This is a genomic window from Citrobacter sp. Cb031, assembly GCF_030336725.1.
GTDB lineage: Bacteria > Pseudomonadota > Gammaproteobacteria > Enterobacterales > Enterobacteriaceae > Citrobacter > Citrobacter braakii.
Genome location: NZ_JAOWDA010000023.1, coordinates 1 through 23,726, shown reverse-complemented (window position 1 = coordinate 23,726; position 23,726 = coordinate 1). Strand labels below are relative to the sequence as shown.

Sequence of the window (23,726 nt, the reverse complement as noted above, 5' to 3'; positions counted from 1 at the left end):
CAAATCCGTGAAAGATTTATTAAAGTTTCTGAAAGCGCAGACTAAAACCGAAGAGTTTGATGCGATCAAAATTGCTCTGGCCTCGCCAGACATGATCCGTTCATGGTCTTTCGGTGAAGTTAAGAAGCCGGAAACCATCAACTACCGTACGTTCAAACCTGAACGTGACGGCCTTTTCTGCGCCCGTATCTTTGGGCCGGTAAAAGACTATGAGTGCCTGTGCGGTAAGTACAAGCGCCTGAAACACCGTGGTGTGATCTGTGAGAAGTGCGGCGTTGAAGTGACCCAGACTAAAGTACGCCGTGAGCGTATGGGCCACATCGAGCTGGCGTCTCCGACCGCTCACATCTGGTTCCTGAAATCTCTGCCGTCCCGTATCGGTCTGCTGCTCGATATGCCGCTGCGCGATATCGAACGCGTACTGTACTTCGAATCTTATGTGGTTATCGAAGGCGGTATGACTAACCTGGAACGTCAACAGATCCTGACTGAAGAGCAGTATCTGGACGCGCTGGAAGAGTTCGGTGACGAATTCGACGCGAAGATGGGTGCGGAAGCAATCCAGGCCTTGCTGAAGAGCATGGATCTGGAGCAAGAGTGCGAAACTCTGCGCGAAGAGCTGAACGAAACCAACTCCGAAACCAAGCGTAAGAAGCTGACCAAACGTATCAAACTGCTGGAAGCATTCGTACAGTCTGGCAACAAGCCAGAGTGGATGATCCTGACCGTTCTGCCGGTTCTGCCGCCAGATCTGCGTCCGCTGGTTCCGCTGGATGGTGGTCGTTTCGCAACATCAGATCTGAACGATCTGTACCGTCGCGTGATCAACCGTAACAACCGTCTGAAACGTCTGCTGGATCTGGCTGCGCCGGACATCATCGTACGTAACGAAAAACGTATGCTGCAGGAAGCGGTTGACGCCCTGCTGGATAACGGTCGTCGTGGTCGTGCGATCACCGGTTCTAACAAACGTCCTCTGAAATCTTTGGCCGATATGATCAAAGGTAAACAGGGTCGTTTCCGTCAGAACCTGCTCGGTAAGCGTGTTGACTACTCCGGTCGTTCTGTAATCACCGTAGGTCCATACCTGCGTCTGCATCAGTGCGGTCTGCCGAAGAAAATGGCACTGGAACTGTTCAAACCGTTCATTTACGGCAAGCTGGAACTGCGTGGCCTGGCCACCACCATCAAAGCCGCTAAGAAAATGGTTGAGCGTGAAGAAGCTGTCGTTTGGGATATCCTCGACGAAGTTATCCGCGAACACCCGGTACTGCTGAACCGTGCACCAACCCTGCACCGTCTGGGTATCCAGGCATTTGAACCGGTACTGATCGAAGGTAAAGCTATCCAGCTGCACCCGCTGGTTTGTGCGGCATATAACGCCGACTTCGATGGTGACCAGATGGCTGTTCACGTACCGCTGACGCTGGAAGCCCAGCTCGAAGCGCGTGCGCTGATGATGTCTACCAACAACATCCTGTCTCCGGCGAACGGCGAACCTATCATCGTTCCGTCTCAGGACGTTGTATTGGGTCTGTACTACATGACCCGTGACTGTGTTAACGCCAAAGGCGAAGGCATGGTGCTGACTGGCCCGAAAGAAGCTGAGCGTATCTATCGCGCAGGTCTGGCCTCTCTGCATGCGCGCGTTAAAGTGCGTATCACTGAATACGAAAAAGATGAAAACGGCGAATTCGTTGCGCACACCAGCCTGAAAGACACGACCGTTGGTCGCGCCATTCTGTGGATGATCGTACCGAAAGGTCTGCCTTTCTCCATCGTCAACCAGGCGCTGGGCAAGAAAGCAATCTCCAAAATGCTGAACACCTGTTACCGCATTCTGGGCCTGAAGCCGACCGTTATCTTCGCTGACCAGACAATGTACACCGGCTTTGCTTATGCAGCGCGTTCAGGTGCATCTGTTGGTATTGATGACATGGTCATCCCAGAGAAGAAACACGAGATCATCTCTGAAGCGGAAGCTGAAGTTGCTGAGATCCAGGAGCAGTTCCAGTCTGGTCTGGTAACCGCGGGCGAACGCTATAACAAAGTTATCGATATCTGGGCTGCGGCGAACGATCGTGTATCCAAAGCGATGATGGATAACCTGCAAACCGAAACCGTGATTAACCGTGACGGCGTAGAAGAGCAGCAGGTTTCCTTCAACAGCATCTACATGATGGCCGACTCCGGTGCGCGTGGTTCTGCAGCACAGATTCGTCAGTTGGCCGGTATGCGTGGTCTGATGGCTAAGCCAGATGGCTCCATCATCGAAACGCCAATCACCGCGAACTTCCGTGAAGGTCTGAACGTACTCCAGTACTTCATCTCTACTCACGGTGCTCGTAAAGGTCTGGCGGATACCGCACTGAAAACAGCGAACTCCGGTTATCTGACTCGTCGTCTGGTTGACGTCGCGCAGGACTTGGTTGTTACTGAAGACGATTGCGGCACGCTGGAAGGCATCACCATGACCCCGGTTATCGAGGGTGGTGACGTTAAAGAACCGCTGCGCGATCGCGTTCTGGGTCGTGTGACTGCTGAAGACGTTCTGAAGCCGGGTACGGCGGATATTCTGGTTCCACGCAACACGCTGCTGCACGAACAGTGGTGTGACCTGCTGGAAGAGAACTCCGTTGACTCCGTCAAAGTCCGTTCCGTTGTATCCTGTGACACCGACTTTGGTGTATGTGCGCACTGCTATGGTCGTGACCTGGCGCGTGGCCACATCATCAATAAAGGTGAAGCAATCGGCGTTATCGCGGCACAGTCCATCGGTGAACCGGGTACACAGCTGACGATGCGTACGTTCCACATCGGTGGTGCGGCATCTCGTGCAGCTGCTGAATCCAGCATCCAGGTGAAAAACAAAGGTAGCATCCGTCTGAGCAATGCGAAGTCGGTTGTTAACTCCAGCGGTAAACTGGTTATCACCTCACGTAACACCGAACTGAAACTGATCGACGAATTCGGCCGTACCAAAGAAAGCTATAAAGTGCCTTACGGCTCCGTTATGGCGAAAGGTGATGGCGAACAGGTTGCTGGCGGCGAAACCGTAGCGAACTGGGATCCGCACACCATGCCGGTTATCACCGAAGTGAGTGGTTTCGTCCGCTTCACTGACATGATCGACGGCCAGACCATTACTCGTCAGACCGACGAGCTGACCGGTCTGTCTTCTCTGGTGGTTCTGGATTCTGCAGAGCGTACTGCGGGTGGTAAAGACCTGCGTCCGGCACTGAAAATTGTTGATGCTCAGGGCAACGACGTTCTGATCCCAGGCACCGATATGCCTGCTCAGTACTTCCTGCCGGGTAAAGCGATTGTTCAGCTGGAAGATGGCGTACAGATCAGTTCTGGTGACACCCTGGCGCGTGTACCGCAGGAATCCGGCGGTACCAAGGATATCACCGGTGGTCTGCCGCGCGTTGCGGACCTGTTCGAAGCACGTCGTCCGAAAGAGCCGGCAATCCTGGCTGAAATCAGCGGCATCATTTCCTTCGGTAAAGAAACCAAAGGTAAACGTCGTCTGGTTATCACCCCGGTAGACGGTAGCGAGCCGTACGAAGAGATGATTCCGAAATGGCGTCAGCTCAACGTGTTCGAAGGTGAACGTGTAGAACGTGGTGACGTTGTTTCCGACGGTCCGGAAGCGCCGCACGACATCCTGCGTCTGCGTGGTGTGCATGCTGTAACTCGTTATATCGTTAACGAAGTTCAGGACGTATACCGTCTGCAGGGCGTTAAGATTAACGATAAGCACATCGAAGTTATCGTTCGTCAGATGCTGCGTAAAGCCACCATCGAAAGCGCTGGTAGCTCCGACTTCCTGGAAGGCGAGCAGGTTGAATACTCCCGCGTCAAGATTGCTAACCGCGATCTGGAAGCGAACGGCAAAGTGGGTGCAACATTCTCCCGCGATCTGCTGGGTATCACCAAAGCGTCTCTGGCAACCGAGTCCTTCATCTCTGCAGCATCGTTCCAGGAAACCACGCGTGTCCTGACCGAAGCCGCTGTTGCAGGTAAACGTGATGAACTGCGCGGTCTGAAAGAGAACGTTATCGTGGGTCGTCTGATCCCGGCGGGTACCGGTTATGCGTACCACCAGGATCGTATGCGCCGCCGCGCAGCGGGCGAACTGCCAGCTGCTCCGCAGGTGACTGCTGAAGATGCGTCTGCCAGCCTGGCAGAACTGCTGAACGCAGGCCTGGGTGGTTCTGACAACGATTAATCGTTGCTGACGCTAATAAAAAACCCGCTTCGGCGGGTTTTTTTATGTCGATGGATTTAAGATGTATTATGTTGGCCGGATAAGGCATCAACTGCCATCCTGCATGATGACGCCAGGCTTACGCCTTCCGATCAGTTTACTGGTGGTAAGCGTCGATACAGTTCAATCATATCGCCTGCCAGATCCTGAATCACCATGGCATTCATCAGGTGGTCCTGCGAATGGACGGTGATGAGATTAACCGGTAGTTTGCCAGTGCCTTCGTCAATTCCGATCAGCTGGGTTTGGATTTTATGCGCTTGTTTAACATACTCGCGTGATTCCATCATCGCGTGTTCTGCCCCGGCGAAATCACCTTTACGCGCCAGTTGCAACGCCGTCAGGGCTTGACTGCGCGCAGCTCCGGCGTTTACCAATAATTCCATGATGATCGTTTCTAACTCTTCCATGCCATCACTCCAGTAGTTTCAGCGCTTTGTCCAGTACCGCATCGCCTTTCATCATGCCGTAATCCATCATATCGATAACGGCGACTTTTTTTCCTAGCGGGTCGGCGAGCGCCTGCAGCTTGGCCTGTTCATACTTAACCTGTGGGCCGAGCAATACGATATCCGCAGTGGCGATATTCTCTTCAAACTCAGCCACCGGGACCGCTTTGATAGTGACGTCGACTCCTTTTTTCTGGGCGGCATCTTTCATCTTTTGCACCAGCATGCTGGTGGACATTCCGGCGGCACAGCATAAAACGATGTTTTTCATAAGCAGTCTCGATCAACATGTGTGGGTTGATAATTATCGCGAGCCAGCCGCAGCAACAACTGCTTTGCAACGATTGTGTGCAAAGCATCACAAAGAAAGTCACTTTTTCTGAAACCGGTTACAAAAAGAGGCTCAACCCTACGATCTGGCCCTGAGTTGGCGATTGTTGACCCATTTATCATATGCAGGAATATATAATCACTGTTAATAAAGACATGTTATAAAAAACAGTATTGACAGCGTTTTTTAAACCCGTATGTTAATACTTAACAGCGGAGAAATTGTAGTTTGCTGTTAACGTAGTAAGTGTTAGTAGAGCTTGATTGGGGGTTGCGATAAAGGCCACGAAGTATTTTTGTATGGGATAGTCGATGCTGAAAACGCTATTTATTCACCTCGGCAATGCTTTCAGGCCACGTAGTTGATATATCTAATCGCAAATAGTTAGTAAAACGCGACGATGTAACGCCATGATTTAATAGTAAATGTTTGCGGTTTCTGTTTTCTGGTTATCGCAAGGGAAATAAGGCAACGCATCAAAGAGTATATGTCGCGAGGGGAAGTGTACTTGTTTAGGTCACCAGCCTTGAGTTCTATTATCAAGCGGGTGGAATGTGTTTAACGGTAAATAGAGGACGGTTTTTAGTTAGTATCAATATCCAATATTATCTGTAGTAAACGTGTACATTTTAAAGTAGTACCATCAGCAGTATTAAATCGTTAAGTTTATTAATGTTAAATTTGAAGTGTGTAGTAACTTAAAGCCCTGACTGCAATGGTCAGGGCTTTTGTTCATTTTAGATCAAGTTGTTACCTGAAATGCTCAACCGCGATGGTGTAACATTTCGGCGCTAATCGATTATTAAATAAATTAATGCTTGCTTATTGATTAGAAGTAAGTCTACTATAGCGACATCGGTTTGATACACAGACCTTATGAAAGCAGTTTTAGTAAAGCAGTTCTCAGTTCAAGCGTTATCCTCAGATACTCTTCTTCATGAGCCTCCTCCCTAAGTGCCCCATAAGTTAATTTCTGCAAAACAGGCCATCTTCGCTGCTTAAGCGGCTCAAAATATGAAAGGAAGTATCTATGTCTAACAAAATGACTGGTTTAGTAAAATGGTTTAACTCTGAGAAAGGCTTCGGCTTTATCACTCCTCAGGACGGTAGCAAGGACGTGTTTGTGCATTTCTCTGCTATCCAGAGTAACGATTTTAAAACATTAGACGAAGGTCAAAAAGTGGAGTTCTCTGTGGAGAATGGCGCTAAAGGCCCGTCTGCTGTTAACGTTGTCGCGCTGTAATCGCCGATAATTTCACTAATGCTTACGATAGCGATGAAGGCCAGAGCCTGAGCAGTTAAGTGACAGTGAAGAAAAAACCCGCGAAAGCGGGTTTTTTCGTTTTATGCGATTGCTCCGGACTTACGGCATCTGCGAAGCGCGTCCCAGATAGCTGTCCCAGTCCTTCCACACGGGCTGTAACCCCTGCGCCATTAGTGCTTCAGCAACGGCTTCTGGGCGACGGGCATCGTGTGGGGAGAACTGTTCCAGTTCAGGATGGTTATCGGCATAACCGCCGGGCTGTGTTTTTGAGAAGGCGCTGACGTTGTTGATCGCCAGTGGGATCACATGATCACGGAACCATGGCGATTCGCGGGTGGAGAGCGACAGCTCAATTTCTGGCGCCAGTAAACGAAACGCGCAAATGGTTTGGACCAACTGTCGCTCGTCCATGATCGATGCGGGTTCAACGCCACCGGTGCATGGGCGCAGGCGAGGGAAGGAGATGGAGTAGCGGCTCTGCCAGTAATGCTGCTGCATCCACAGCAGATGTTCAGCCACCATATAGCAATCGACCCGCCAGCTGTCGGACAAACCAATCAACGCGCCAAGACCGATTTTGTCGATCCCTGCGCGGCCCAGCCTGTCCGGCGTTTCCAGTCGCCAGAAGAAATCCTGCTTTTTCCCCTTCAGATGGTGGCGAGCGTAAATCGCCTCATGATAGCTCTCCTGATACACCATCACGCCATCCAGTCCCAGCGTCTTCAGCTCCGCATATTCAGCCTCTGACAGCGGCTGAACTTCCATCTGCAACGAGGCAAACTGGCGGCGAATGGTGGGCAAATGGCGACGAAAGTAATCCATTCCGACTTTTGCCTGATGTTCACCGGTGACCAACAACAGATGCTCAAAACCCAGCTCACGGATAGCGGTACACTCTCGTTTTATCTCATCTTCGTCCAGCGTTTTGCGTTTGATACGGTTGCTCATGGAAAAGCCGCAGTAGGTGCAGTCGTTGGCGCAAAGATTCGAGAGATACAGCGGAACATAAAAGCTGACCGTGTTGCCGAAGCGCTGCCGGGTCAGGCGCTGCGCTCGCTGTGCCAACGGCTCCAGAAAGTCGGCGGCGGCAGGGGAGAGCAACGCCATCAGATCGTCGCGACTAAGCTGTGAAGCGTTGAGGGCGTGCTCCACGTCAGCGGCGGTTTTACCGTTGATACGCAGGCGGATGTCATCCCAGTCAAGCTGGCGCCAGCGGTCGCTGAACGTTTTCATACGAAGGCCTCCAGGAATCCGGTTAACGGGCTGGTGGCGCTTGCCTGCGAACTTTTGCTTCCTGGTACCGCCTGGCGCGCCAGAAGGCCCGCTTCAACCGCCAGACGGAAGGCGGTAGCCATCGTGACCGGGCAGTCGGCCACGGCGATTGCCGTGTTGACCAGCACTGCGTCGGCACCCATTTCCAGCGCCTGTGTGGCGTGGCTGGGGACGCCAATACCCGCATCAACCACCACCGGTACGGTTGCCTGTTGGATAATAATCTCCAGCATCGCTTTCGTTTCCAGTCCCTGATTAGAACCGATGGGCGCGCCGAGCGGCATTACCGCCGCGCAGCCGACCTCTTCCAGCCGCTTACACAGCACCGGATCCGCGCCGCAGTAGGGCAGCACCACAAAGCCCAGTTTCACCAATGCTTCCGCGGCTTTTAACGTTTCAATCGGATCCGGCAATAGCCAACGGGCGTCCGGGTGGATTTCTAATTTTAGCCAGTTTGTGCCCAGCGCTTCACGTGCCAGCTGGGCGGCGAAAATAGCCTCTTCCGCGGTTTTCGCCCCAGAGGTGTTAGGCAGTAGCGTCACCCCCGCGTCGATAAGTGGGGCCAGAATGGCATCGTTGTGCTGGCGCAAATCCACGCGCTTCATTGCCAGCGTCACCAGTTGGCTGCCGGAGGCGCGAATCGCCTCGACCATCAGCTGCGACGAAGCAAATTTTCCGGTGCCGGTGAACAGATGTGAATCAAACGTTTTGTCGGCAATACGTAACATATCAACCCCCTGCAATAACCTGAAAAAGCAGGATCTGGTCGCCTTCCTGCACGATTTGCTGCTCCCACTGCTCGCGCGGCAGGATCTGCTGATTGAGCGCCAGCGCCGCTCCCGGTTTAAGTTGATTTAGCGCAGTGAGCAGCCCGCTGACGGTTTGTCCCTCGGCGCACTGCATCGGCTCATCATTGAACTGAATCTGCATGTTGTCCTCCGCAGACCGGGCAGCTGCTGGCACGACGCAGCGCGAGGCTGCGCCACTGGCTGGTTTTACCGTCGAACAGGCGTAGCTCCCCACTGGGAGTTTCAATGCCGCTGAGTAATTTAATCGCCTCCAGCGCTTGCAAGGTGCCCATCACGCCCACAACCGGGCCGACGATGCCGGCGGTGCGGCAGTTGCGTTCCGGCTCTACATCATCCGGCCACAGGCAACGGTAACAGCCTTGTTCCCACGGTGGCGTCAGTACCATTAGCTGGCCGCCAAAGCCCACAGCGCTGGCGGTGATGAGCGGAGTGTTGAGCATCACGCAGGCGGCGTTAATTTCCTGGCGCGTCGCCATGTTGTCGGTACAGTCGAGCACCACGTCGGCACGCGCTACCGCATGCCGGAGCGCCTCACCGGTCAGCCGCTGCTCAAGGACGACCAGCTCGCTGTCCGGATTAAGGCATGCCAGATGTCGCTTTGCCGCCTGTGCTTTCGGGCGGGCGATATCATCGGTGGTGAACAATATTTGCCGTTGCAGGTTGCTCAGATGAACGTCATCATCGTCCGCCAACGTCAGCGTGCCGACGCCCGCTCCCGCCAGATACAGTGCCGCAGGCGAGCCGAGCCCACCTAAACCGACGATCAGCACATGGCTATCGAGCAGCTTTTGTTGGCCCTCAATGGCAATGTCGCCGAGCAGGATCTGGCGGCTGTAGCGCATAAAATCGCGGTCATTCATCGCCGGCTCCCGCAATGTCCAGTAGCTGCGCCGTGGCTGCCTGCCAGTCTGCGGCGTGGGTTATGGCGCTGACCACGGCAATGCTGCCAACGCCGGTCGCCAGCACCGCCGGGGCGCGCTCAAGGCTGATGCCGCCGATAGCGACAGTGGGGTAATCCGCCAGTCGTTTACTATGGCTTGCCAGCTGCGTGAGACCCTGCGGGGCCGACGGCATCTGCTTGGTTTGCGTCGGGAAGACATGACCCAGCGCGATATAAGAAGGCTTAGCAGCCAGCGCTACGTCTATCTCCATATCATCGTGAGTGGAAACACCCAGGCGTAGCCCCGCCGCCTGAATCGCCTTCAGGTCGGTGGTTTCGAGGTCTTCCTGGCCCAGATGCACGCCGTACGCGTTGTGCTTAATTGCCAGGCTCCAGTAGTCGTTGATAAACAGGCGAGCATCATAGCGACGCCCCAGCTCAATGGCGGCAATGACGTCGGCTTCGACCTCTTCATCACGTTTATCTTTAATGCGCAGTTGGATCGTGCGCACACCTGCCTGCAGCAAGCGTTCAATCCATTCAACGCAGTCTACCACCGGGTAAAGCCCGAGGCGGAACGGCACGGTCGGGAAATCAGGCTGGTACATCACGCCTCCTCTTTTTTGAGGTAGATTTCGCCGCCTTTGGCGCGGAAGTTCTCCGACATATCCGCCATTCCGATTTCAATGGTTTGTGCGGCGGCGTAGTCGCGGACCTCCTGGCTGATTTTCATCGAGCAGAACTTCGGCCCGCACATGGAGCAGAAGTGGGCAACCTTGCCGGACTCCTGTGGCAGGGTTTCATCGTGATAGGCGCGGGCGGTGAATGGGTCGAGTGCGAGGTTAAACTGGTCTTCCCAGCGGAATTCGAAGCGCGCTTTCGACATGGCGTTATCGCGGATCTGCGCACCCGGATGGCCTTTGGCTAAATCAGCGGCGTGGGCGGCAATCTTGTAGGTAATCAGCCCTTGCTTCACGTCTTCTTTGTTCGGCAGGCCAAGGTGCTCTTTTGGCGTGACGTAGCACAGCATCGCACAGCCAAACCAGCCGATCATCGCCGCACCAATGCCGGAGGTGAAGTGGTCATAGCCCGGCGCGATATCTGTCGTCAACGGCCCTAAGGTGTAGAACGGCGCTTCATGGCAGTGCTCCAGCTCTTCGGTCATATTGCGCTGGATCATATGCATCGGCACATGACCCGGGCCTTCAATCATCACCTGCACGTCGTATTCCCAGGCGATTTTGGTCAGTTCGCCCAGCGTATGCAGCTCGGAGAACTGCGCCTCGTCGTTGGCATCCTGAATCGAGCCTGGACGCAGGCCGTCGCCGAGAGAGAGCGAAACGTCATAGGCGGCACAGATTTCGCAAATCTCGCGGAAATGTTCAAACAGGAAGTTCTCTTTGTGATGAGAGAGACACCATTTCGCCATGATCGAACCGCCGCGCGAGACAATACCTGTCAGGCGTTTGGCGGTCATCGGCACGTAGCGCAGCAGTACGCCCGCGTGAATGGTGAAGTAGTCGACGCCCTGTTCGGCTTGTTCGAGCAGCGTGTCGCGGAAGGCTTCCCAGGTGAGATCTTCGGCGATCCCGTTAACCTTCTCCAGCGCCTGGTAGATCGGTACGGTACCGATCGGCACCGGGCTGTTACGCAGGATCCACTCGCGGGTTTCGTGAATATAGCGGCCGGTAGAGAGGTCCATCACCGTATCTGCGCCCCAGCGGGTCGACCACACCAGCTTCTCCACCTCTTCTTCAATGGAGGAGGTCACCGCCGAGTTACCGATGTTGGCGTTCACCTTCACCAGGAAGTTGCGGCCGATGATCATCGGCTCGGATTCCGGGTGGTTGATGTTGGCAGGAATAATCGCGCGGCCCGCAGCGACTTCATCACGCACGAATTCCGGGGTGATGTTTTCCGGCAGGCGAGCGCCAAAGTTCATCCCTGGATGCTGATGGCGCAGCACTTCACTACGAATGCGCTCGCGGCCCATGTTTTCACGGATGGCGATAAATTCCATCTCCGGGGTAACCATCCCCTGACGGGCATAGTGCAACTGGGTAACGCGCTTGCCGGCTTTGGCGCGTTTTGGCGTCAGCAGGCCGCTGAAACGCAGCTCGTCCAGGCCATCGTCGGCCAGACGTTCTTTGGTATAAGCGGAGCTACGGTCGTCTAATTCTTCGCTATCATTACGCGCCGCAATCCACGGCTGGCGCAGTTTAGCCAGACCCTGCTGAACGTTAATCGCCACATCAGGATCGCCGTACGGCCCGGAGGTGTCGTACACCGGCACGGCTTCGTTCTCTTCAAACTGCGGGTTGTCTTTCGTACCACCAATCAGCGTAGGACTTAGCTGGATTTCGCGCATCGGGATGCGAATATCCGCCTGCGAACCGGTGATGTAGATACGTTTTGAGTTAGGAAAGGCGGTACCTTCCAGCGTGTCGATAAAGTGTTGGGCTTGGGCGCGCTGTTCGCGGCGTGATGGTTTAGTAGTGGCAGACATAGCTCATTCCAAATAAAAGTAAGGATATGGCTTGTCAGACGACGGATGAAGCAAGAGAGACGAACGCCAAAGGGCGATACGGTTGTAGATTGACTCTTGTTCCCTTCGCAGGTTTTAACCTGATCAGGTTCCGCGGATCCCGAATTAACGGTCTCAGCCTTTTCCACTCATGCTGCTGTGGAAAATAAGCACTCCGACAAGAAGTAACCTCAAAAAGAGGTAATGAATGTAAATTACGCGTTAATGTCGCAAATCTCAAGCAGGACGTTTGATCATGCCACTCTCGTGCATCGCATCAAAAACCAGCATGATCAGCTTATCTTCCAGCACGAACCGGGCTTCCAGCGCCTCGCCGATATCCGATAAGGCCTGTTGAAATTCAAGGAAGTTATCGTGATCAATGGCGGTCTCCAGACTGGAATCATAGTAGTCCATGATCAGTTGCGTATTGGCTTCCAGGAGCGGCCAAATTTTTGTGGCTTTTAAAAGCTGCCCGTTCCCTTCCAATTTATGGAGAATACGTTCATAAATACTGAAGTGTCCGGTGGAAAGGTAATCGACCAGGCTCTGGCAAAAATCATCCAGCGCCTTTTCATTGAGCCGCATGTACGATTCTTTGCCTGGCTTAATGCCAACCAGATTGTAGTAAGCCACGAGCAGGTGCTTACGTACATGTAGCCAGCGATCAACCAGTTTGTTACTTCCTCCGACGTGCTCCGTCAGGCTTTCCAGCTGGTTTAGCATGATTGACTCCGCAAGATGGTGTTTAGGAACGGCTCACCCGTAAATGTAAAAATAATGTAAACAACATGCCTGTGAAGCAAAGGTTGCGCAAGAGATATGGATCGTATAATTGAAAAATTAGATAGCGGCTGGTGGATTGTCAGTCATGAGCAAAAGTTATGGTTGCCTCATGGCGAACTGCCTTACGGCGACGCAGCAAGTTTTGATCTAACCGGGCAGCGCGCACTTCCTATAGGCGAATGGGAAGGGGAGACGGTCTGGCTGGTGCAGCAGCAGCGTCGGCACGATATGGGGTCTGTGCGCCAGGTCATTGACCAGGATGTTGGCCTGTTTCAACTGGCCGGACGCGGCGTACAACTGGCCGAGTTCTACCGCTCACATAAATTCTGCGGTTACTGCGGTCATCCCATGCACCCGAGTAAAACGGAATGGGCGATGCTGTGTAGCCACTGTCGAGAACGCTACTACCCGCAAATTGCCCCCTGCATTATCGTTGCTATTCGCCGTGACGACGCTATCCTGCTTGCCCAACATGTTCGCCATCGTAACGGCGTGCATACCGTGCTGGCGGGTTTTGTCGAAGTGGGCGAGACCCTCGAGCAGGCGGTGGCGCGCGAAGTCATGGAAGAGAGCGGCATTAAGGTAAAAAACCTGCGCTACGTCACTTCTCAGCCGTGGCCGTTCCCACAGTCTTTGATGACCGCATTTATGGCGGAGTATGATAGCGGCGAAATTGTTATTGACCCGAAAGAACTGCTGGAAGCGAACTGGTATCGCTACGACGATTTACCGCTCCTGCCCCCGCCGGGCACCGTCGCGCGTCGATTGATTGAAGATACTGTCGCCCTCTGTCGGGCAGAGTATGAGTGACACACATGTTACACTGGCGTGAAATAGCTCAAGGAATGGAAAAATGACCGAACTGAAGAACGATCGTTATCTGCGTGCGCTGCTGCGCCAGCCCGTTGATGTCACTCCGGTATGGATGATGCGCCAGGCGGGCCGCTATCTACCGGAATATAAAGCCACGCGTGCCGAAGCGGGCGATTTTATGGCGCTGTGCAAAAATGCCGAGCTGGCCTGCGAAGTCACGCTGCAGCCGCTGCGTCGCTATAAGCTTGATGCGGCGATCCTCTTTTCGGATATCCTGACGATTCCCGATGCGATGGGACTTGGGCTGTATTTTGAAGCAGGAGAGGGCCCACGCTTTACCTCACCGATCGTCAGCAAGGCTGACGTCGACAAACTGCCGATCCCGGACCCGGAAGATGGACTGGGTTATGTGATGAATGCGGTGCGCACTATCCGCCGTGAACTGAAAGGCGAAGTGCCGCTGATCGGCTTCTCCGGTAGCCCGTGGACACTGGCGACCTATATGGTCGAAGGCGGCAGTAGTAAGGCCTTCACCGTGATTAAAAAGATGATGTACGCCGATCCAAAGGCGCTGCATCTGCTGCTTGATAAGCTGGCGAAGAGCGTCACTCTGTACCTGAACGCGCAGATCAAAGCGGGCGCGCAATCGGTAATGATTTTCGACACCTGGGGCGGTGTGCTGACCGGTCGCGACTATCAGCAGTTCTCCCTGTACTACATGCACAAAATCGTCGACGGCCTGATGCGCGAGAACGAAGGTCGTCGCGTACCGGTGACGCTGTTCACTAAAGGCGGTGGTCAGTGGCTGGAAGCGATGGCGGAAACCGGCTGTGATGCGTTAGGTCTGGACTGGACCACTGACATTGCCGATGCGCGTCGTCGTGTAGGTCATAAAGTGGCACTGCAGGGCAATATGGATCCGTCCATGCTGTATGCGCCGCCAGCCCGCATCGAAGAAGAGGTGGCGACGATTCTGGCCGGTTTTGGTCAGGGTGAAGGCCATGTCTTTAACCTGGGCCACGGCATTCATCAGGATGTCCCGCCAGAGCATGCGGGTGTCTTTGTGGAGGCGGTACATCGGTTGTCTGAACAGTACCACCGCTAAGGAGTCATTATGGATCTTGCGTCATTACGCGCGCAGCAGCTTGAACTGGCCTCTTCAGTGATCCGCGAGGATCGCCTGAGGAACGATCCACCGGATCTGATCGGCGGGGCGGACGTTGGGTTCGAGCAGGGGGGCGAAGTGACGCGAGCCGCGATGGTCTTACTGAAGTACCCCTCGCTGGAACTGGTTGAATACAAGGTGGCGCGAATCGCCACCACCATGCCCTACATTCCTGGCTTTCTCTCCTTTCGCGAAACACCCGCGCTGATGGCCGCCTGGCAGCAGCTTTCGCACAAGCCTGATCTGCTGTTCGTTGACGGTCACGGGATCTCTCACCCTCGCCGTCTGGGCGTGGCCAGCCATTTTGGCCTGCTGGTGGATGTCCCGACGATTGGCGTGGCGAAAAAACGGTTGTGCGGCAAGTTTGAGCCGCTCGCCGCCGAACCCGGAGCGTTAGCGCCGTTGTTGGATAAAGGCGAACAGCTGGCATGGGTTTGGCGCAGCAAAGCACGCTGTAACCCGCTGTTTATCTCTACGGGTCATCGCGTGAGCCAGGACAGCGCGTTAGCATGGGTACAACGCTGTATGAACGGCTATCGTCTGCCGGAACCAACACGCTGGGCAGATGCGGTGGCATCCGAACGCCCTGCTTTTACGCGGCTTGCAGCAAAAACGCCCCATATCGGGTAAACTGCCGCTAATTTCCGTATTTGAGAACTCATCATGTTACAAAATCCGATTCACCTGCGTCTGGAGAAGCTGGAAAGCTGGCAGCACGTCACGTTTATGGCCTGTCTGTGCGAACGCATGTACCCCAACTACGCCATGTTCTGTAAGCAAACCGAATTTGGCGATGGACAAATTTACCGCCGAATTCTGGATTTGATTTGGGAAGCGCTGACGGTTAAAGACGCGAAAATCAATTTCGATAGCCAGTTGGAAAAATTTGAAGAGGCTATTCCTTCAGCAGACGATTACGATTTGTACGGCGTTTATCCGGCGATTGATGCCTGTGTGGCATTAAGCGAACTGATGCATTCGCGTCTTAGCGGTGAAACGCTGGAACATGCAATTGAGGTTAGTAAGGCTTCGATTACGACGGTTGCGATGCTGGAAATGACCCAGGCTGGTCGCGAAATGACCGATGAAGAGCTCAAAGAGAACCCGGCCGTTGAGCAAGAATGGGATATTCAGTGGGAAATTTTCCGACTTTTAGCCGACTGTGAAGAACGCGATATTGAGCTGATAAAAGGGCTTCGTGCAGACCTGCGCGAGGCTGGCGAGAGCAATATTGGTATAAATTTTCAGCAATGACACCATAAAACGTGATTTAACGCCTGATTTGTCGTGCCTGAAGGCTTCCCATCCGCCCCCGGTCTGGTCTACATTTGGGGGGCGAAAAAAAGTGGCTATCGGTGCGTGTATGCAGGAGAGTGCTTTTCTGGCATTTCCGTCGCACTCGATGCTTAGCAAGCGATAAACACATTGTAAGGATAACTTATGAACAAGACTCAACTGATTGATGTAATTGCAGACAAAGCAGAACTGTCTAAAACACAGGCTAAAGCTGCTCTGGAATCCACTCTGGCTGCTATTACTGAGTCTCTGAAAGAAGGCGATGCTGTACAACTGGTTGGTTTCGGTACCTTCAAAGTGAACCACCGTGCTGAGCGCACTGGCCGCAACCCGCAGACCGGTAAAGAAATCAAAATTGCCGCAGCTAACGTACCGGCATTTGTTTCTGGTAAAGCACTGAAAGACGCGGTTAAGTAATTCGCGTGGCAGTGAACAGTTTTATCGAAGGGGCGGTTTCGCCCCTTTTGTCCATCTGGCGTCATTCGCTTTGGCTTTCAGGTGTGCTGTTACTGTCTGCCTGTAGTCGCCACTCTGAGCTTCCTCCATTCACGGCCAGCGGCTATGTTGGCGATCAGGGGGCGGTACGCATTTGGCGTAAAGATTCCAGCGACGATGTTCACTTGCTCTCGGTATTTAGTCCGTGGCGTAAAGGCGATACCACCACCAGTGAATACCGCTGGCAGGGTGATTCGCTCTCGCTGATAGAACTCAACACTTACAGTCAACCACCGGAACATGTCCGTATACGCTTCGATGACCGGGGCGAACTGAGTTTCATGCAGCGTGAAGTCGATGGGCAAAAGCAGCAGCTTTCCAGCGATCAAATTGCGCTTTACCGCTATCGTGCCGATCAAATCCGCCAGACCAGCGATGCGTTGCGTCAGGGACGGGTGATATTGCGTCAGGGACGCTGGCATGCGAATAACACAGTCACGACCTGTGAAGGTGAAACACTGAAGCCCGATCTGGAATCGTGGGCGATAAACCACATTGAGCGCCGCCAGAGCCATTCATCTGTAGAAGTGAGTGTGGCATGGCTGGAAGCGCCCGAAGGGTCGCAGCTACTGCTGGTCGCTAATGAAGATTTTTGTCACTGGCAGCCTACTGCCAAAACCTTCTGAAAACCTGATGCCAGGACATCGGGCCAGATAAGGTGAGGCCGCCATCCGGCAAAAACCGTTTACCAGTGGCCCATTCCCATATGGCCGCCGCGATGGTTGCCGCCACCGCCGCACCCGCCGTAGCCCATTCCCGCTCCGCGAGGTACGCCTGCCTGGGCCATTGCGACATCGCGTTTAACGCGCTGCTCATCCAGTGACTGATTCAACGCCTCCATCTCCTTTGCCACGGCATTAATTTTTGCTGTGTCTGGCGAGCTGGCTGTTAGCAACGCGTTGTACTCATAACGTTTAGAGGTCAGCTGTTGGCGCAAAGCGCTGGTCTGCGAGTAGTAATCATCATAGATTTTCTGCGCGGTAGCCTGCTGCTCAGTGGTCATTGGCGTACCGCCTCGTTGCTGCATTCCATCACCATATCCCCAGTGATTCTGCGCCAGCGCCGGGGTAGAGCCCAACGCGATAAGAGAGAGTGCAATCAGCGCCAGTTTGTTGTTCCGTTTCATGGGTCGTTCTCCTGTTGGTTAGATTACATTTCCTATTGCATCTTCCGTGCCAAAGCGGCAATCCCGGTCCCGCGGGCGTTGTACTCGTGGTCTTTACAGGGCGGCGAGTAAAAATGACTCGCCAGAACGCGCCGGCGGGTCATTTTTACCCGCTACTTTCAGCGGTTTGTGTCTGAGGGCAGGGTTATCACGGAGAAAAAATGGCATGATTTCTGCTGTATACCTGCAACGATGAAAGGAACAGGTGGGATAAAGGGAGAGCGTATGCGTCTTTATAAGGACACGGCGGCCAAGTGGTTGAGCCGACTCTTGCTGGCGGCAATCCTGATTTTGGTCGGTTGGTTTTCGATTATGACCATTCGGGACTATGGGCGGGAAAGCGGTGCCGCGCGGCAAACGCTACTGGAAAAAGGCAGCGTGCTCATCCGCGCTCTGGAGTCTGGTACGCGCGTAGGTATGGGGATGCGCATGCATCATGCTCAACAGCAGACGCTGCTGGAGGAAATGGCCGTACAACCAGGCGTGCTATGGTTTGCCGTCGTTGACGATCATGGCGTCATTATTACTCACAGCAATTCCGCGATGGTCGGTAAAACGCTCTATTCACCGGATGTCCTGCGGGAACTAAGCCCCGGGGAACAAGAAAGCTGGCGGAATATTGACATGCCTACGGGGGACGGTGAAAAAACACCGGTCCTGGAAATTTATCGTCAGTTTCAGCCGATGTATGGTCCAGGACGTCATGGCATGGCGCGCTGTGCCAGCAATGACGGACAGCTTATCCCCCCCGCACAAATCATATTTATCGCTTTTGATGCCAGCGATCTGGCTGCGACTCAGGCAAGAGAGTGGCGTAACACCCTGATCGTCCTGTCTGCGCTGGCGGCCGTGCTGCTGGCCACTGTGCTGACGTTCTTCTGGTATCAACGCTATCAGCGCTCGTACAAAGAACTGCAGGATGCGATGAAGCGTAAAGAAAAACTGATGGCGCTCGGACATCTGGCGGCCGGGGTCGCGCATGAGATTCGAAACCCGCTTTCATCGATCAAAGGTTTAGCGAAGTATTTTGCTGAACGAACTCCGCCTGGTGGTGAGTCGCATGAGCTGGCGCAGGTGATGGCGAAAGAGGCGGACCGTTTAAATCGGGTGGTGAGCGAGCTGCTGGAGCTGGTGAAACCTGCGCATCTGACGCTGCAACAGGTGGATCTCAATGAGGTCATCACCCACTCATTAAACCTGGTGAGTCAGGATGCGGCAAGCCGGGAAATCCAGCTACGTTTTTCGGCCAGTTCCACGCTGCCCGCTATTCAGGCCGATCCCGACCGACTGACTCAGGTTCTGTTGAATCTGTATCTGAACGCCATTCATGCGATTGGTCGTCAGGGCACGATTACGGTTGAAGCGAGTGAAAGCAGCGGCGATCGCGTTAAAATCGTGGTTATTGATAGCGGGAAAGGGATTGCCGCGGAACAGCTGGAGGCCATTTTTACGCCTTACTTCACGACTAAAGCGGATGGAACCGGCCTTGGGCTGGCGGTAGTGCAGAACATAATTGAACAGCACGGTGGTACCATTCATGTGGCAAGCGTTGAGGGCAAAGGCGCAACCTTTACCCTCTGGCTGCCGACCAACGCGAAACAACAGGATTAACAAGGATGACGCGCGGAAAAATCAATATTCTGGTGGTAGATGACGATATCAGCCACTGCACCATTTTACAGGCGCTGCTGCGCGGCTGGGGTTATGAGGTCGCGCTGGCCTATAGCGGGCAAGCGGCACTGGAACAGGTGCGTGAACGCGTATTTGATTTAGTGCTGTGCGATGTGCGTATGGCGGAGATGGACGGCATCGCAACGCTGAAAGAGATTAAAGCGCTGAATTCGGCGATTCCGGTATTGATCATGACGGCGTTCTCCAGCGTGGAGACCGCCGTTGAGGCGCTGAAAACCGGGGCGCTGGACTACTTAATCAAGCCGCTGGATTTTGATCGCCTGCAGGAGACGCTGGAAAAGGCGCTGGCGCATACGCGGGAAACGGGCGCTGAACTGCCGTCAGGGTCGGCTGCGCAGTTTGGCATGATTGGCAGCAGTCGGGCGATGCGGCAGTTGATCAATGAAATCGCGATGGTTGCGCCCTCGGATGCAACGGTGCTCATTCACGGAGACTCCGGTACGGGGAAAGAGCTGGTGGCCCGGGCGCTGCATGCCAGCAGTGCCCGCTGTGATAAACCGCTGGTGACGCTGAACTGTGCGTCGCTTAATGAGTCGCTGCTGGAGTCCGAACTTTTTGGACATGAGAAAGGCGCGTTTACTGGCGCGGATAAGCGGCGGGAAGGGCGCTTTGTGGAAGCCGAAGGCGGCACGTTATTTCTTGATGAAATTGGCGATATCTCACCGCTAATGCAGGTGCGTCTGCTGCGGGCTATCCAGGAGCGGGAAGTGCAACGGGTTGGCAGCAACCAGACTATTGCGGTTGATGTCCGGCTGATCGCCGCCACACATCGCGATCTGGCGGAGGAAGTGAACGCCGGGCACTTTCGTCAGGATCTCTACTATCGCCTGAACGTCATTACTATTGAAATGCCAGCGCTGTGCCAGCGTCGGGAAGATATTCCTCTGCTGGCCGAACATTTTCTCCAGCGTTTTGCCACACGTAATCGAAAAGCGGTGAAAGGCTTTACTCCGCAGGCGATGGATCTGCTGATCCACTATGACTGGCCGGGCAATATCCGTGAGCTGGAAAATGCGATTGAGCGTTCGGTGGTGCTGCTAACGGGGGAATATATTTCCGAACGCGAGCTGCCGATGGCGATTGCCGCGACACCGATAAAAACGGAATACAGTGGCGAGATCCAACCGCTGGTGGATGTCGAAAAAGAAGTGATTCTGGCGGCGCTGGAAAAAACGGGCGGCAATAAAACCGAAGCCGCCCGTCAGTTAGGTATTACGCGCAAAACGCTGCTGGCTAAGCTCAGCCGTTAGTTTTGCTCACGTTCGATGGCGCGCCAGCCGATGTCGTTACGGCTGAAGCTGCCGTCCCAACGGATGTCGGTCATCAGGGCGTAGGCACGCTGCTGCGCCTCGGCAACGGTGTTACCCAGCGCGGTGGCGCACAGGACGCGACCGCCGTTGGTCAGCACGCGATCGTCAGCAGACAGTTTGGTGCCCGCGTGGAACACTTTACCGTCAGCGACTTCTTCCAGCGGCAGGCCGTGGATCTCATCGCCAGTATTGTAGTTGCCCGGATAACCCCCTGCGGCAATCACTACGCCCAAAGAGGCGCGTTCGTCCCACTCAGAGGTTTTCTCATCCAGCTTGCCGTCACAGGCGGCAAGGCACAGCTCCACCAGATCCGATTTCATACGCAGCATAATCGGCTGGGTTTCCGGATCGCCGAAGCGGCAGTTGAACTCGATAACCTTCGGGTTGCCCTGTTTGTCGATCATCAGACCCGCGTACAGGAAACCGGTGTAAGTGTTCCCTTCCGCCGCCATGCCTTTTACGGTTGGCCAGATGATGCGTTCCATGGTGCGCTGATGAACGTCATCAGTCACCACCGGTGCCGGTGAGTAAGCGCCCATACCGCCGGTATTCGGACCGGTATCGCCGTTGCCCACGCGTTTGTGGTCCTGGCTGGTGGCCATTGGCAGCACGTGCTCGCCGTCAACCATCACGATAAAGCTCGCTTCTTCACCGTCGAGGAACTCTTCGATAACGATACGGTGGCCCGCATCGCCAAAAGCGTTACCTGCCAGCATGTCATGAACAGCGGCTTCGGCTTCCTCCAGCGTCATCGCGACGATAACGCCTTTACCGGCGGCCAGGCCGTCGGCCTTGATAACGATCGGTGCGCCTTTCTCACGCAGATAGGCCAGCGCAGGCTCAATCTCGGTGAAGTTCTGATACTCCGCCGTTGGAATGTTATGACGGGCAAGGAAATCTTTGGTGAAGGCTTTGGAGCCTTCCAACTGCGCTGCACCTTCGGTTGGGCCGAAGATTTTCAGACCGGCGGCGCGAAACGCATCGACCACGCCAATTACCAGAGGCGCTTCTGGGCCAACGATGGTCAGATCGATCTTCTCATTCTGGGCAAAGCTCAGCAGCGCCGGAATATCGGTCACGCCGATTGCCACGTTTTGCAGCGCAGGTTCCAGCGCGGTGCCCGCGTTGCCTGGTGCAACAAATACCGTTTCGACTTTTGGCGACTGCGCCGCTTTCCAGGCCAGCGCGTGTTCGCGCCCGCCGTTGCCAATCACTAATACTTTCATCGTCTGCTCCGTGGATTAATGGCGGAAGTGGCGCATGTCGGTGAACACCATCGCTATGCCGTGCTCGTCGGCGGCAGCAATGACTTCATCATCACGGATAGAACCGCCCGGCTGGATCACGCAGGTCACACCAGCGGCGGCGGCGGCATCAATCCCATCGCGGAACGGGAAGAAGGCGTCGGATGCCATAGAGGAACCTTGAACTTCCAGACCTTCGTCGGCGGCTTTAATTCCGGCGATTTTTGCGGAATATACGCGGCTCATCTGGCCTGCTCCTATGCCGATAGTCATGTTCTCTTTGGCGTAAACAATGGCGTTGGATTTTACAAATTTAGCTACTTTCCAGCAGAACAGCGCATCGCGCAGTTCCTGTTCGGTCGGCTGACGTTTGGAAACTACGCGCAGTTCACCTTCGCTCACCATACCCAGGTCACGATCCTGAACCAGCAGACCGCCGTTAACGCGTTTGAAGTCCAGGCCCGGCACACGTTGTGCCCACTGACCGCAGGTCAGCACGCGGACGTTCTGTTTGGCGGCGGTGATTTTCAGTGCGTCTTCGGTTGCGGATGGCGCGATGATCACTTCCACGAACTGACGGGAAATGATGGCTTGAGCAGTTTCGGCATCCAGTTCGCGGTTGAAGGCGATGATGCCGCCGAACGCGGAGGTCGGGTCGGTTTTATAGGCGCGGTCGTAAGCATCGAGAATAGAGGTACTGACTGCCACGCCGCACGGGTTAGCGTGTTTGACGATCACACAGGCTGGCTCGTTGAATTCTTTTACGCACTCCAGCGCCGCATCGGTATCGGCGATGTTGTTGTAGGAAAGTGCTTTGCCCTGTACCTGCTGCGCGGTGGCAACGGACGCTTCTTTAACATTCTCTTCTATATAGAAGGCAGCCTGTTGGTGGCTGTTCTCGCCGTAGCGCATATCCTGCTTCTTAATGAAGTTCAGGTTCAGTGTACGTGGAAAGCGACCGGCGGCTTCTTTGCTTTCGCCGTGGTAGGCCGGAACCATGCTACCGAAGTAGTTGGCAATCATGCTGTCGTAAGCGGCGGTGTGTTCAAAGGCTTTAATCGCGAGATCGAAACGCGTGTCGAGGGTTAGAGAACCGTCGTTGGCATCCATCTCTTTAATAATGGCGACGTAGTCGCTGCTCTTCACAACGATAGCCACATCTTTATGGTTCTTGGCAGCGGAACGCACCATCGTCGGGCCGCCGATATCAATGTTTTCTACCGCATCTTCCAGCGAGCAGCCTTCACGGGCAACGGTCTCGGCGAACGGGTACAGGTTAACAACCACCATGTCGATAGGTGCGATGCCGTGCTGTTCCATAATCCCGTCGTCCTGACCGCGACGACCAAGAATGCCGCCGTGGACTTTCGGATGCAGGGTCTTTACGCGTCCATCCATCATTTCCGGGAAGCCGGTGTAATCGGAAACTTCGGTCACTGGCAGACCTTTCTCAGCTAACAGGCGCGCAGTGCCACCTGTAGACAGCAGCTCCACACCGCGTGCGGAAAGTGCCTGAGCGAATTCGATGATACCGGCCTTGTCAGAAACACTGAGCAGAGCGCGGCGGACTGGACGACGTTGTTGCATGGTAAATCCCCTGGATTTGACTATTACAGAGAGCGTTAGGTGAATTCTTGGCTAAAAACTCAGCTAACGCCCCTTACGGGGCATCCTTGTTGTGCGGGGGCATTGTAACGAAAACGTTTGCGCAACGCTCGCGAATTTTTAATTTTCGATTTTGACCTCTTCTTTTTCCGTTGAAGGATGCTCATATAAACAGAGAAGTGCATAAACGATCGCGTGGTTTGTGGATAACTCTGTGTGTAAATGGGTATAAGGCGGGGTTTTGCTGTGGAATGCAGCGGTCAGTCATTTTTCTGCAATTTAAGGGTTGCGGGCCGCGGGAAACTCCCTATAATGCGCCTCCATCGACACGGCGGATGTGAATCACTTCACACAAA

General features: G+C 54.4%; 22 protein-coding genes and 1 riboswitch. Of the genes, 10 read left to right on the top strand and 12 right to left on the bottom strand.

All coding sequences use genetic code 11. The annotated features are described in order from the left end of the window. Positions 1–7 precede the first annotated feature (7 nt). Positions 8–4,231 carry a DNA-directed RNA polymerase subunit beta' gene (rpoC, locus tag OGV93_RS09575; RefSeq protein WP_016155301.1) on the top strand — a complete coding sequence of 1,408 codons (4,224 nt, stop codon included), beginning with the start codon at positions 8–10 and terminating at the stop codon, positions 4,229–4,231. Positions 4,232–4,362: 131 nt separating this feature from the next. Here rpoC and OGV93_RS09570 read toward each other — a convergent pair whose 3' ends face one another. Both OGV93_RS09570 and OGV93_RS09565 read right to left on the bottom strand, forming a co-directional pair. Beyond that, the gene (locus OGV93_RS09570; protein WP_016155302.1) at positions 4,363–4,680 is read right to left on the bottom strand and encodes a PTS lactose/cellobiose transporter subunit IIA; all 318 of its coding nucleotides are present in this window, start codon (positions 4,678–4,680) and stop codon (positions 4,363–4,365) included. 4 nt (positions 4,681–4,684) lie between these two features. Continuing rightward, complete coding sequence (locus OGV93_RS09565; protein WP_016155303.1) at positions 4,685–4,990, bottom strand: PTS sugar transporter subunit IIB; 306 nt, start codon at positions 4,988–4,990, stop codon at positions 4,685–4,687. Between the two features lie 1,090 nt (positions 4,991–6,080). Between OGV93_RS09565 and cspE the strand changes: the two genes are divergently transcribed. Beyond that, a complete protein-coding gene (gene cspE / locus OGV93_RS09560) occupies positions 6,081–6,293 on the top strand; it encodes a transcription antiterminator/RNA stability regulator CspE (RefSeq protein ID WP_016155304.1) in 213 nt (70 codons plus the stop codon). Positions 6,294–6,413: 120 nt separating this feature from the next. On the opposite strand, the gene thiH is transcribed toward cspE, so the two are convergent. The 7 genes from thiH to OGV93_RS09525 form a co-directional block, all read right to left on the bottom strand. Beyond that, on the bottom strand, positions 6,414–7,547 hold the full coding sequence (thiH, locus tag OGV93_RS09555; protein WP_016157943.1) for a 2-iminoacetate synthase ThiH: 1,134 nt from the start codon (positions 7,545–7,547) through the stop codon (positions 6,414–6,416). Further along, the gene (gene thiG, locus OGV93_RS09550; RefSeq protein ID WP_047415991.1) at positions 7,544–8,314 is read right to left on the bottom strand and encodes a thiazole synthase; all 771 of its coding nucleotides are present in this window, start codon (positions 8,312–8,314) and stop codon (positions 7,544–7,546) included. The genes thiH and thiG overlap by 4 nt, the downstream gene beginning before the upstream one ends. Position 8,315: 1 nt before the next feature. Beyond that, complete coding sequence (gene thiS, locus OGV93_RS09545; protein ID WP_016155307.1) at positions 8,316–8,516, bottom strand: sulfur carrier protein ThiS; 201 nt, start codon at positions 8,514–8,516, stop codon at positions 8,316–8,318. Beyond that, a complete protein-coding gene (locus tag OGV93_RS09540; RefSeq protein WP_287109535.1) occupies positions 8,497–9,255 on the bottom strand; it encodes a HesA/MoeB/ThiF family protein in 759 nt (252 codons plus the stop codon). Before OGV93_RS09540 ends, thiS begins: the two co-directional genes overlap by 20 nt. Beyond that, positions 9,248–9,883, bottom strand: a complete 636-nt coding sequence (thiE, locus tag OGV93_RS09535) for a thiamine phosphate synthase (RefSeq protein WP_155574830.1) — start codon at positions 9,881–9,883, stop codon at positions 9,248–9,250. The genes OGV93_RS09540 and thiE overlap by 8 nt, the downstream gene beginning before the upstream one ends. Beyond that, entirely contained in the window at positions 9,883–11,781 is a 1,899-nt protein-coding gene (gene thiC, locus OGV93_RS09530) for a phosphomethylpyrimidine synthase ThiC (RefSeq protein ID WP_016155310.1), read from the bottom strand. Before thiC ends, thiE begins: the two co-directional genes overlap by 1 nt. Before the next feature lie 83 nt (positions 11,782–11,864). Continuing rightward, positions 11,865–11,987, bottom strand: a riboswitch (TPP riboswitch). Positions 11,988–12,036: 49 nt separating this feature from the next. Further along, positions 12,037–12,525, bottom strand: a complete 489-nt coding sequence (locus tag OGV93_RS09525) for an Rsd/AlgQ family anti-sigma factor (protein ID WP_016155311.1) — start codon at positions 12,523–12,525, stop codon at positions 12,037–12,039. Positions 12,526–12,621: 96 nt separating this feature from the next. Between OGV93_RS09525 and nudC the strand changes: the two genes are divergently transcribed. From nudC to OGV93_RS09495, 6 genes are all read left to right on the top strand, one after another. Beyond that, positions 12,622–13,395, top strand: coding sequence for an NAD(+) diphosphatase (gene nudC, locus OGV93_RS09520; RefSeq protein WP_016155312.1), 774 nt, complete (start codon positions 12,622–12,624; stop codon positions 13,393–13,395). 43 nt (positions 13,396–13,438) lie between these two features. Then, positions 13,439–14,503, top strand: a complete 1,065-nt coding sequence (gene hemE / locus OGV93_RS09515; protein ID WP_047415999.1) for a uroporphyrinogen decarboxylase — start codon at positions 13,439–13,441, stop codon at positions 14,501–14,503. A gap of 9 nt (positions 14,504–14,512) precedes the next feature. Next, positions 14,513–15,193: a deoxyribonuclease V gene (gene nfi / locus OGV93_RS09510; RefSeq protein WP_131347370.1), complete on the top strand. Its 681-nt coding sequence runs from the start codon at positions 14,513–14,515 to the stop codon at positions 15,191–15,193. Between the two features lie 33 nt (positions 15,194–15,226). Beyond that, the gene (locus OGV93_RS09505) at positions 15,227–15,817 is read left to right on the top strand and encodes a YjaG family protein (protein ID WP_003842015.1); all 591 of its coding nucleotides are present in this window, start codon (positions 15,227–15,229) and stop codon (positions 15,815–15,817) included. Between the two features lie 186 nt (positions 15,818–16,003). After that, complete coding sequence (gene hupA, locus OGV93_RS09500; RefSeq protein WP_001044509.1) at positions 16,004–16,276, top strand: nucleoid-associated protein HU-alpha; 273 nt, start codon at positions 16,004–16,006, stop codon at positions 16,274–16,276. An 11-nt stretch (positions 16,277–16,287) separates the two neighbouring features. Continuing rightward, positions 16,288–16,980 carry a DUF1481 domain-containing protein gene (locus OGV93_RS09495; RefSeq protein ID WP_016155315.1) on the top strand — a complete coding sequence of 231 codons (693 nt, stop codon included), beginning with the start codon at positions 16,288–16,290 and terminating at the stop codon, positions 16,978–16,980. A gap of 59 nt (positions 16,981–17,039) precedes the next feature. On the opposite strand, the gene zraP is transcribed toward OGV93_RS09495, so the two are convergent. Further along, positions 17,040–17,480, bottom strand: a complete 441-nt coding sequence (gene zraP / locus OGV93_RS09490; RefSeq protein WP_101701278.1) for a zinc resistance sensor/chaperone ZraP — start codon at positions 17,478–17,480, stop codon at positions 17,040–17,042. A gap of 264 nt (positions 17,481–17,744) precedes the next feature. Between zraP and zraS the strand changes: the two genes are divergently transcribed. Together zraS and zraR are read left to right on the top strand one after the other, a co-directional pair. Next, positions 17,745–19,130, top strand: a complete 1,386-nt coding sequence (gene zraS, locus OGV93_RS09485; protein WP_287109534.1) for a two-component system sensor histidine kinase ZraS — start codon at positions 17,745–17,747, stop codon at positions 19,128–19,130. A gap of 5 nt (positions 19,131–19,135) precedes the next feature. Next, entirely contained in the window at positions 19,136–20,461 is a 1,326-nt protein-coding gene (gene zraR / locus OGV93_RS09480; protein WP_287109533.1) for a sigma-54-dependent response regulator transcription factor ZraR, read from the top strand. Here the strand turns inward: zraR and purD are convergent. Together purD and purH are read right to left on the bottom strand one after the other, a co-directional pair. Further along, positions 20,458–21,747 carry a phosphoribosylamine--glycine ligase gene (gene purD, locus OGV93_RS09475; protein ID WP_016157951.1) on the bottom strand — a complete coding sequence of 430 codons (1,290 nt, stop codon included), beginning with the start codon at positions 21,745–21,747 and terminating at the stop codon, positions 20,458–20,460. The genes zraR and purD overlap by 4 nt on opposite strands. Positions 21,748–21,762: 15 nt before the next feature. Continuing rightward, positions 21,763–23,352: a bifunctional phosphoribosylaminoimidazolecarboxamide formyltransferase/IMP cyclohydrolase gene (purH, locus tag OGV93_RS09470; protein WP_019078474.1), complete on the bottom strand. Its 1,590-nt coding sequence runs from the start codon at positions 23,350–23,352 to the stop codon at positions 21,763–21,765. Positions 23,353–23,726: the final 374 nt, after the last annotated feature.

Excerpts from the sequence above, each read along its gene's own strand:
- zraS (WP_287109534.1), top strand. The coding sequence starts at position 17,745 with ATGCGTCTTTATAAGGACACGGCGGCCAAGTGGTTGAGCCGACTCTTG.
- thiS (WP_016155307.1), bottom strand. The coding sequence starts at position 8,516 with ATGCAGATTCAGTTCAATGATGAGCCGATGCAGTGCGCCGAGGGACAA.
- nudC (WP_016155312.1), top strand. The coding sequence starts at position 12,622 with ATGGATCGTATAATTGAAAAATTAGATAGCGGCTGGTGGATTGTCAGT.
- zraP (WP_101701278.1), bottom strand. The coding sequence starts at position 17,480 with ATGAAACGGAACAACAAACTGGCGCTGATTGCACTCTCTCTTATCGCG.
- thiG (WP_047415991.1), bottom strand. The coding sequence starts at position 8,314 with ATGTTACGTATTGCCGACAAAACGTTTGATTCACATCTGTTCACCGGC.
- OGV93_RS09565 (WP_016155303.1), bottom strand. The coding sequence starts at position 4,990 with ATGAAAAACATCGTTTTATGCTGTGCCGCCGGAATGTCCACCAGCATG.
- purD (WP_016157951.1), bottom strand. The coding sequence starts at position 21,747 with ATGAAAGTATTAGTGATTGGCAACGGCGGGCGCGAACACGCGCTGGCC.
- hemE (WP_047415999.1), top strand. The coding sequence starts at position 13,439 with ATGACCGAACTGAAGAACGATCGTTATCTGCGTGCGCTGCTGCGCCAG.
- OGV93_RS09525 (WP_016155311.1), bottom strand. The coding sequence starts at position 12,525 with ATGCTAAACCAGCTGGAAAGCCTGACGGAGCACGTCGGAGGAAGTAAC.
- thiC (WP_016155310.1), bottom strand. The coding sequence starts at position 11,781 with ATGTCTGCCACTACTAAACCATCACGCCGCGAACAGCGCGCCCAAGCC.
- nfi (WP_131347370.1), top strand. The coding sequence starts at position 14,513 with ATGGATCTTGCGTCATTACGCGCGCAGCAGCTTGAACTGGCCTCTTCA.
- cspE (WP_016155304.1), top strand. The coding sequence starts at position 6,081 with ATGTCTAACAAAATGACTGGTTTAGTAAAATGGTTTAACTCTGAGAAA.
- OGV93_RS09570 (WP_016155302.1), bottom strand. The coding sequence starts at position 4,680 with ATGGAAGAGTTAGAAACGATCATCATGGAATTATTGGTAAACGCCGGA.
- thiE (WP_155574830.1), bottom strand. The coding sequence starts at position 9,883 with ATGTACCAGCCTGATTTCCCGACCGTGCCGTTCCGCCTCGGGCTTTAC.
- OGV93_RS09540 (WP_287109535.1), bottom strand. The coding sequence starts at position 9,255 with ATGAATGACCGCGATTTTATGCGCTACAGCCGCCAGATCCTGCTCGGC.
- thiH (WP_016157943.1), bottom strand. The coding sequence starts at position 7,547 with ATGAAAACGTTCAGCGACCGCTGGCGCCAGCTTGACTGGGATGACATC.
- OGV93_RS09505 (WP_003842015.1), top strand. The coding sequence starts at position 15,227 with ATGTTACAAAATCCGATTCACCTGCGTCTGGAGAAGCTGGAAAGCTGG.
- zraR (WP_287109533.1), top strand. The coding sequence starts at position 19,136 with ATGACGCGCGGAAAAATCAATATTCTGGTGGTAGATGACGATATCAGC.
- hupA (WP_001044509.1), top strand. The coding sequence starts at position 16,004 with ATGAACAAGACTCAACTGATTGATGTAATTGCAGACAAAGCAGAACTG.
- purH (WP_019078474.1), bottom strand. The coding sequence starts at position 23,352 with ATGCAACAACGTCGTCCAGTCCGCCGCGCTCTGCTCAGTGTTTCTGAC.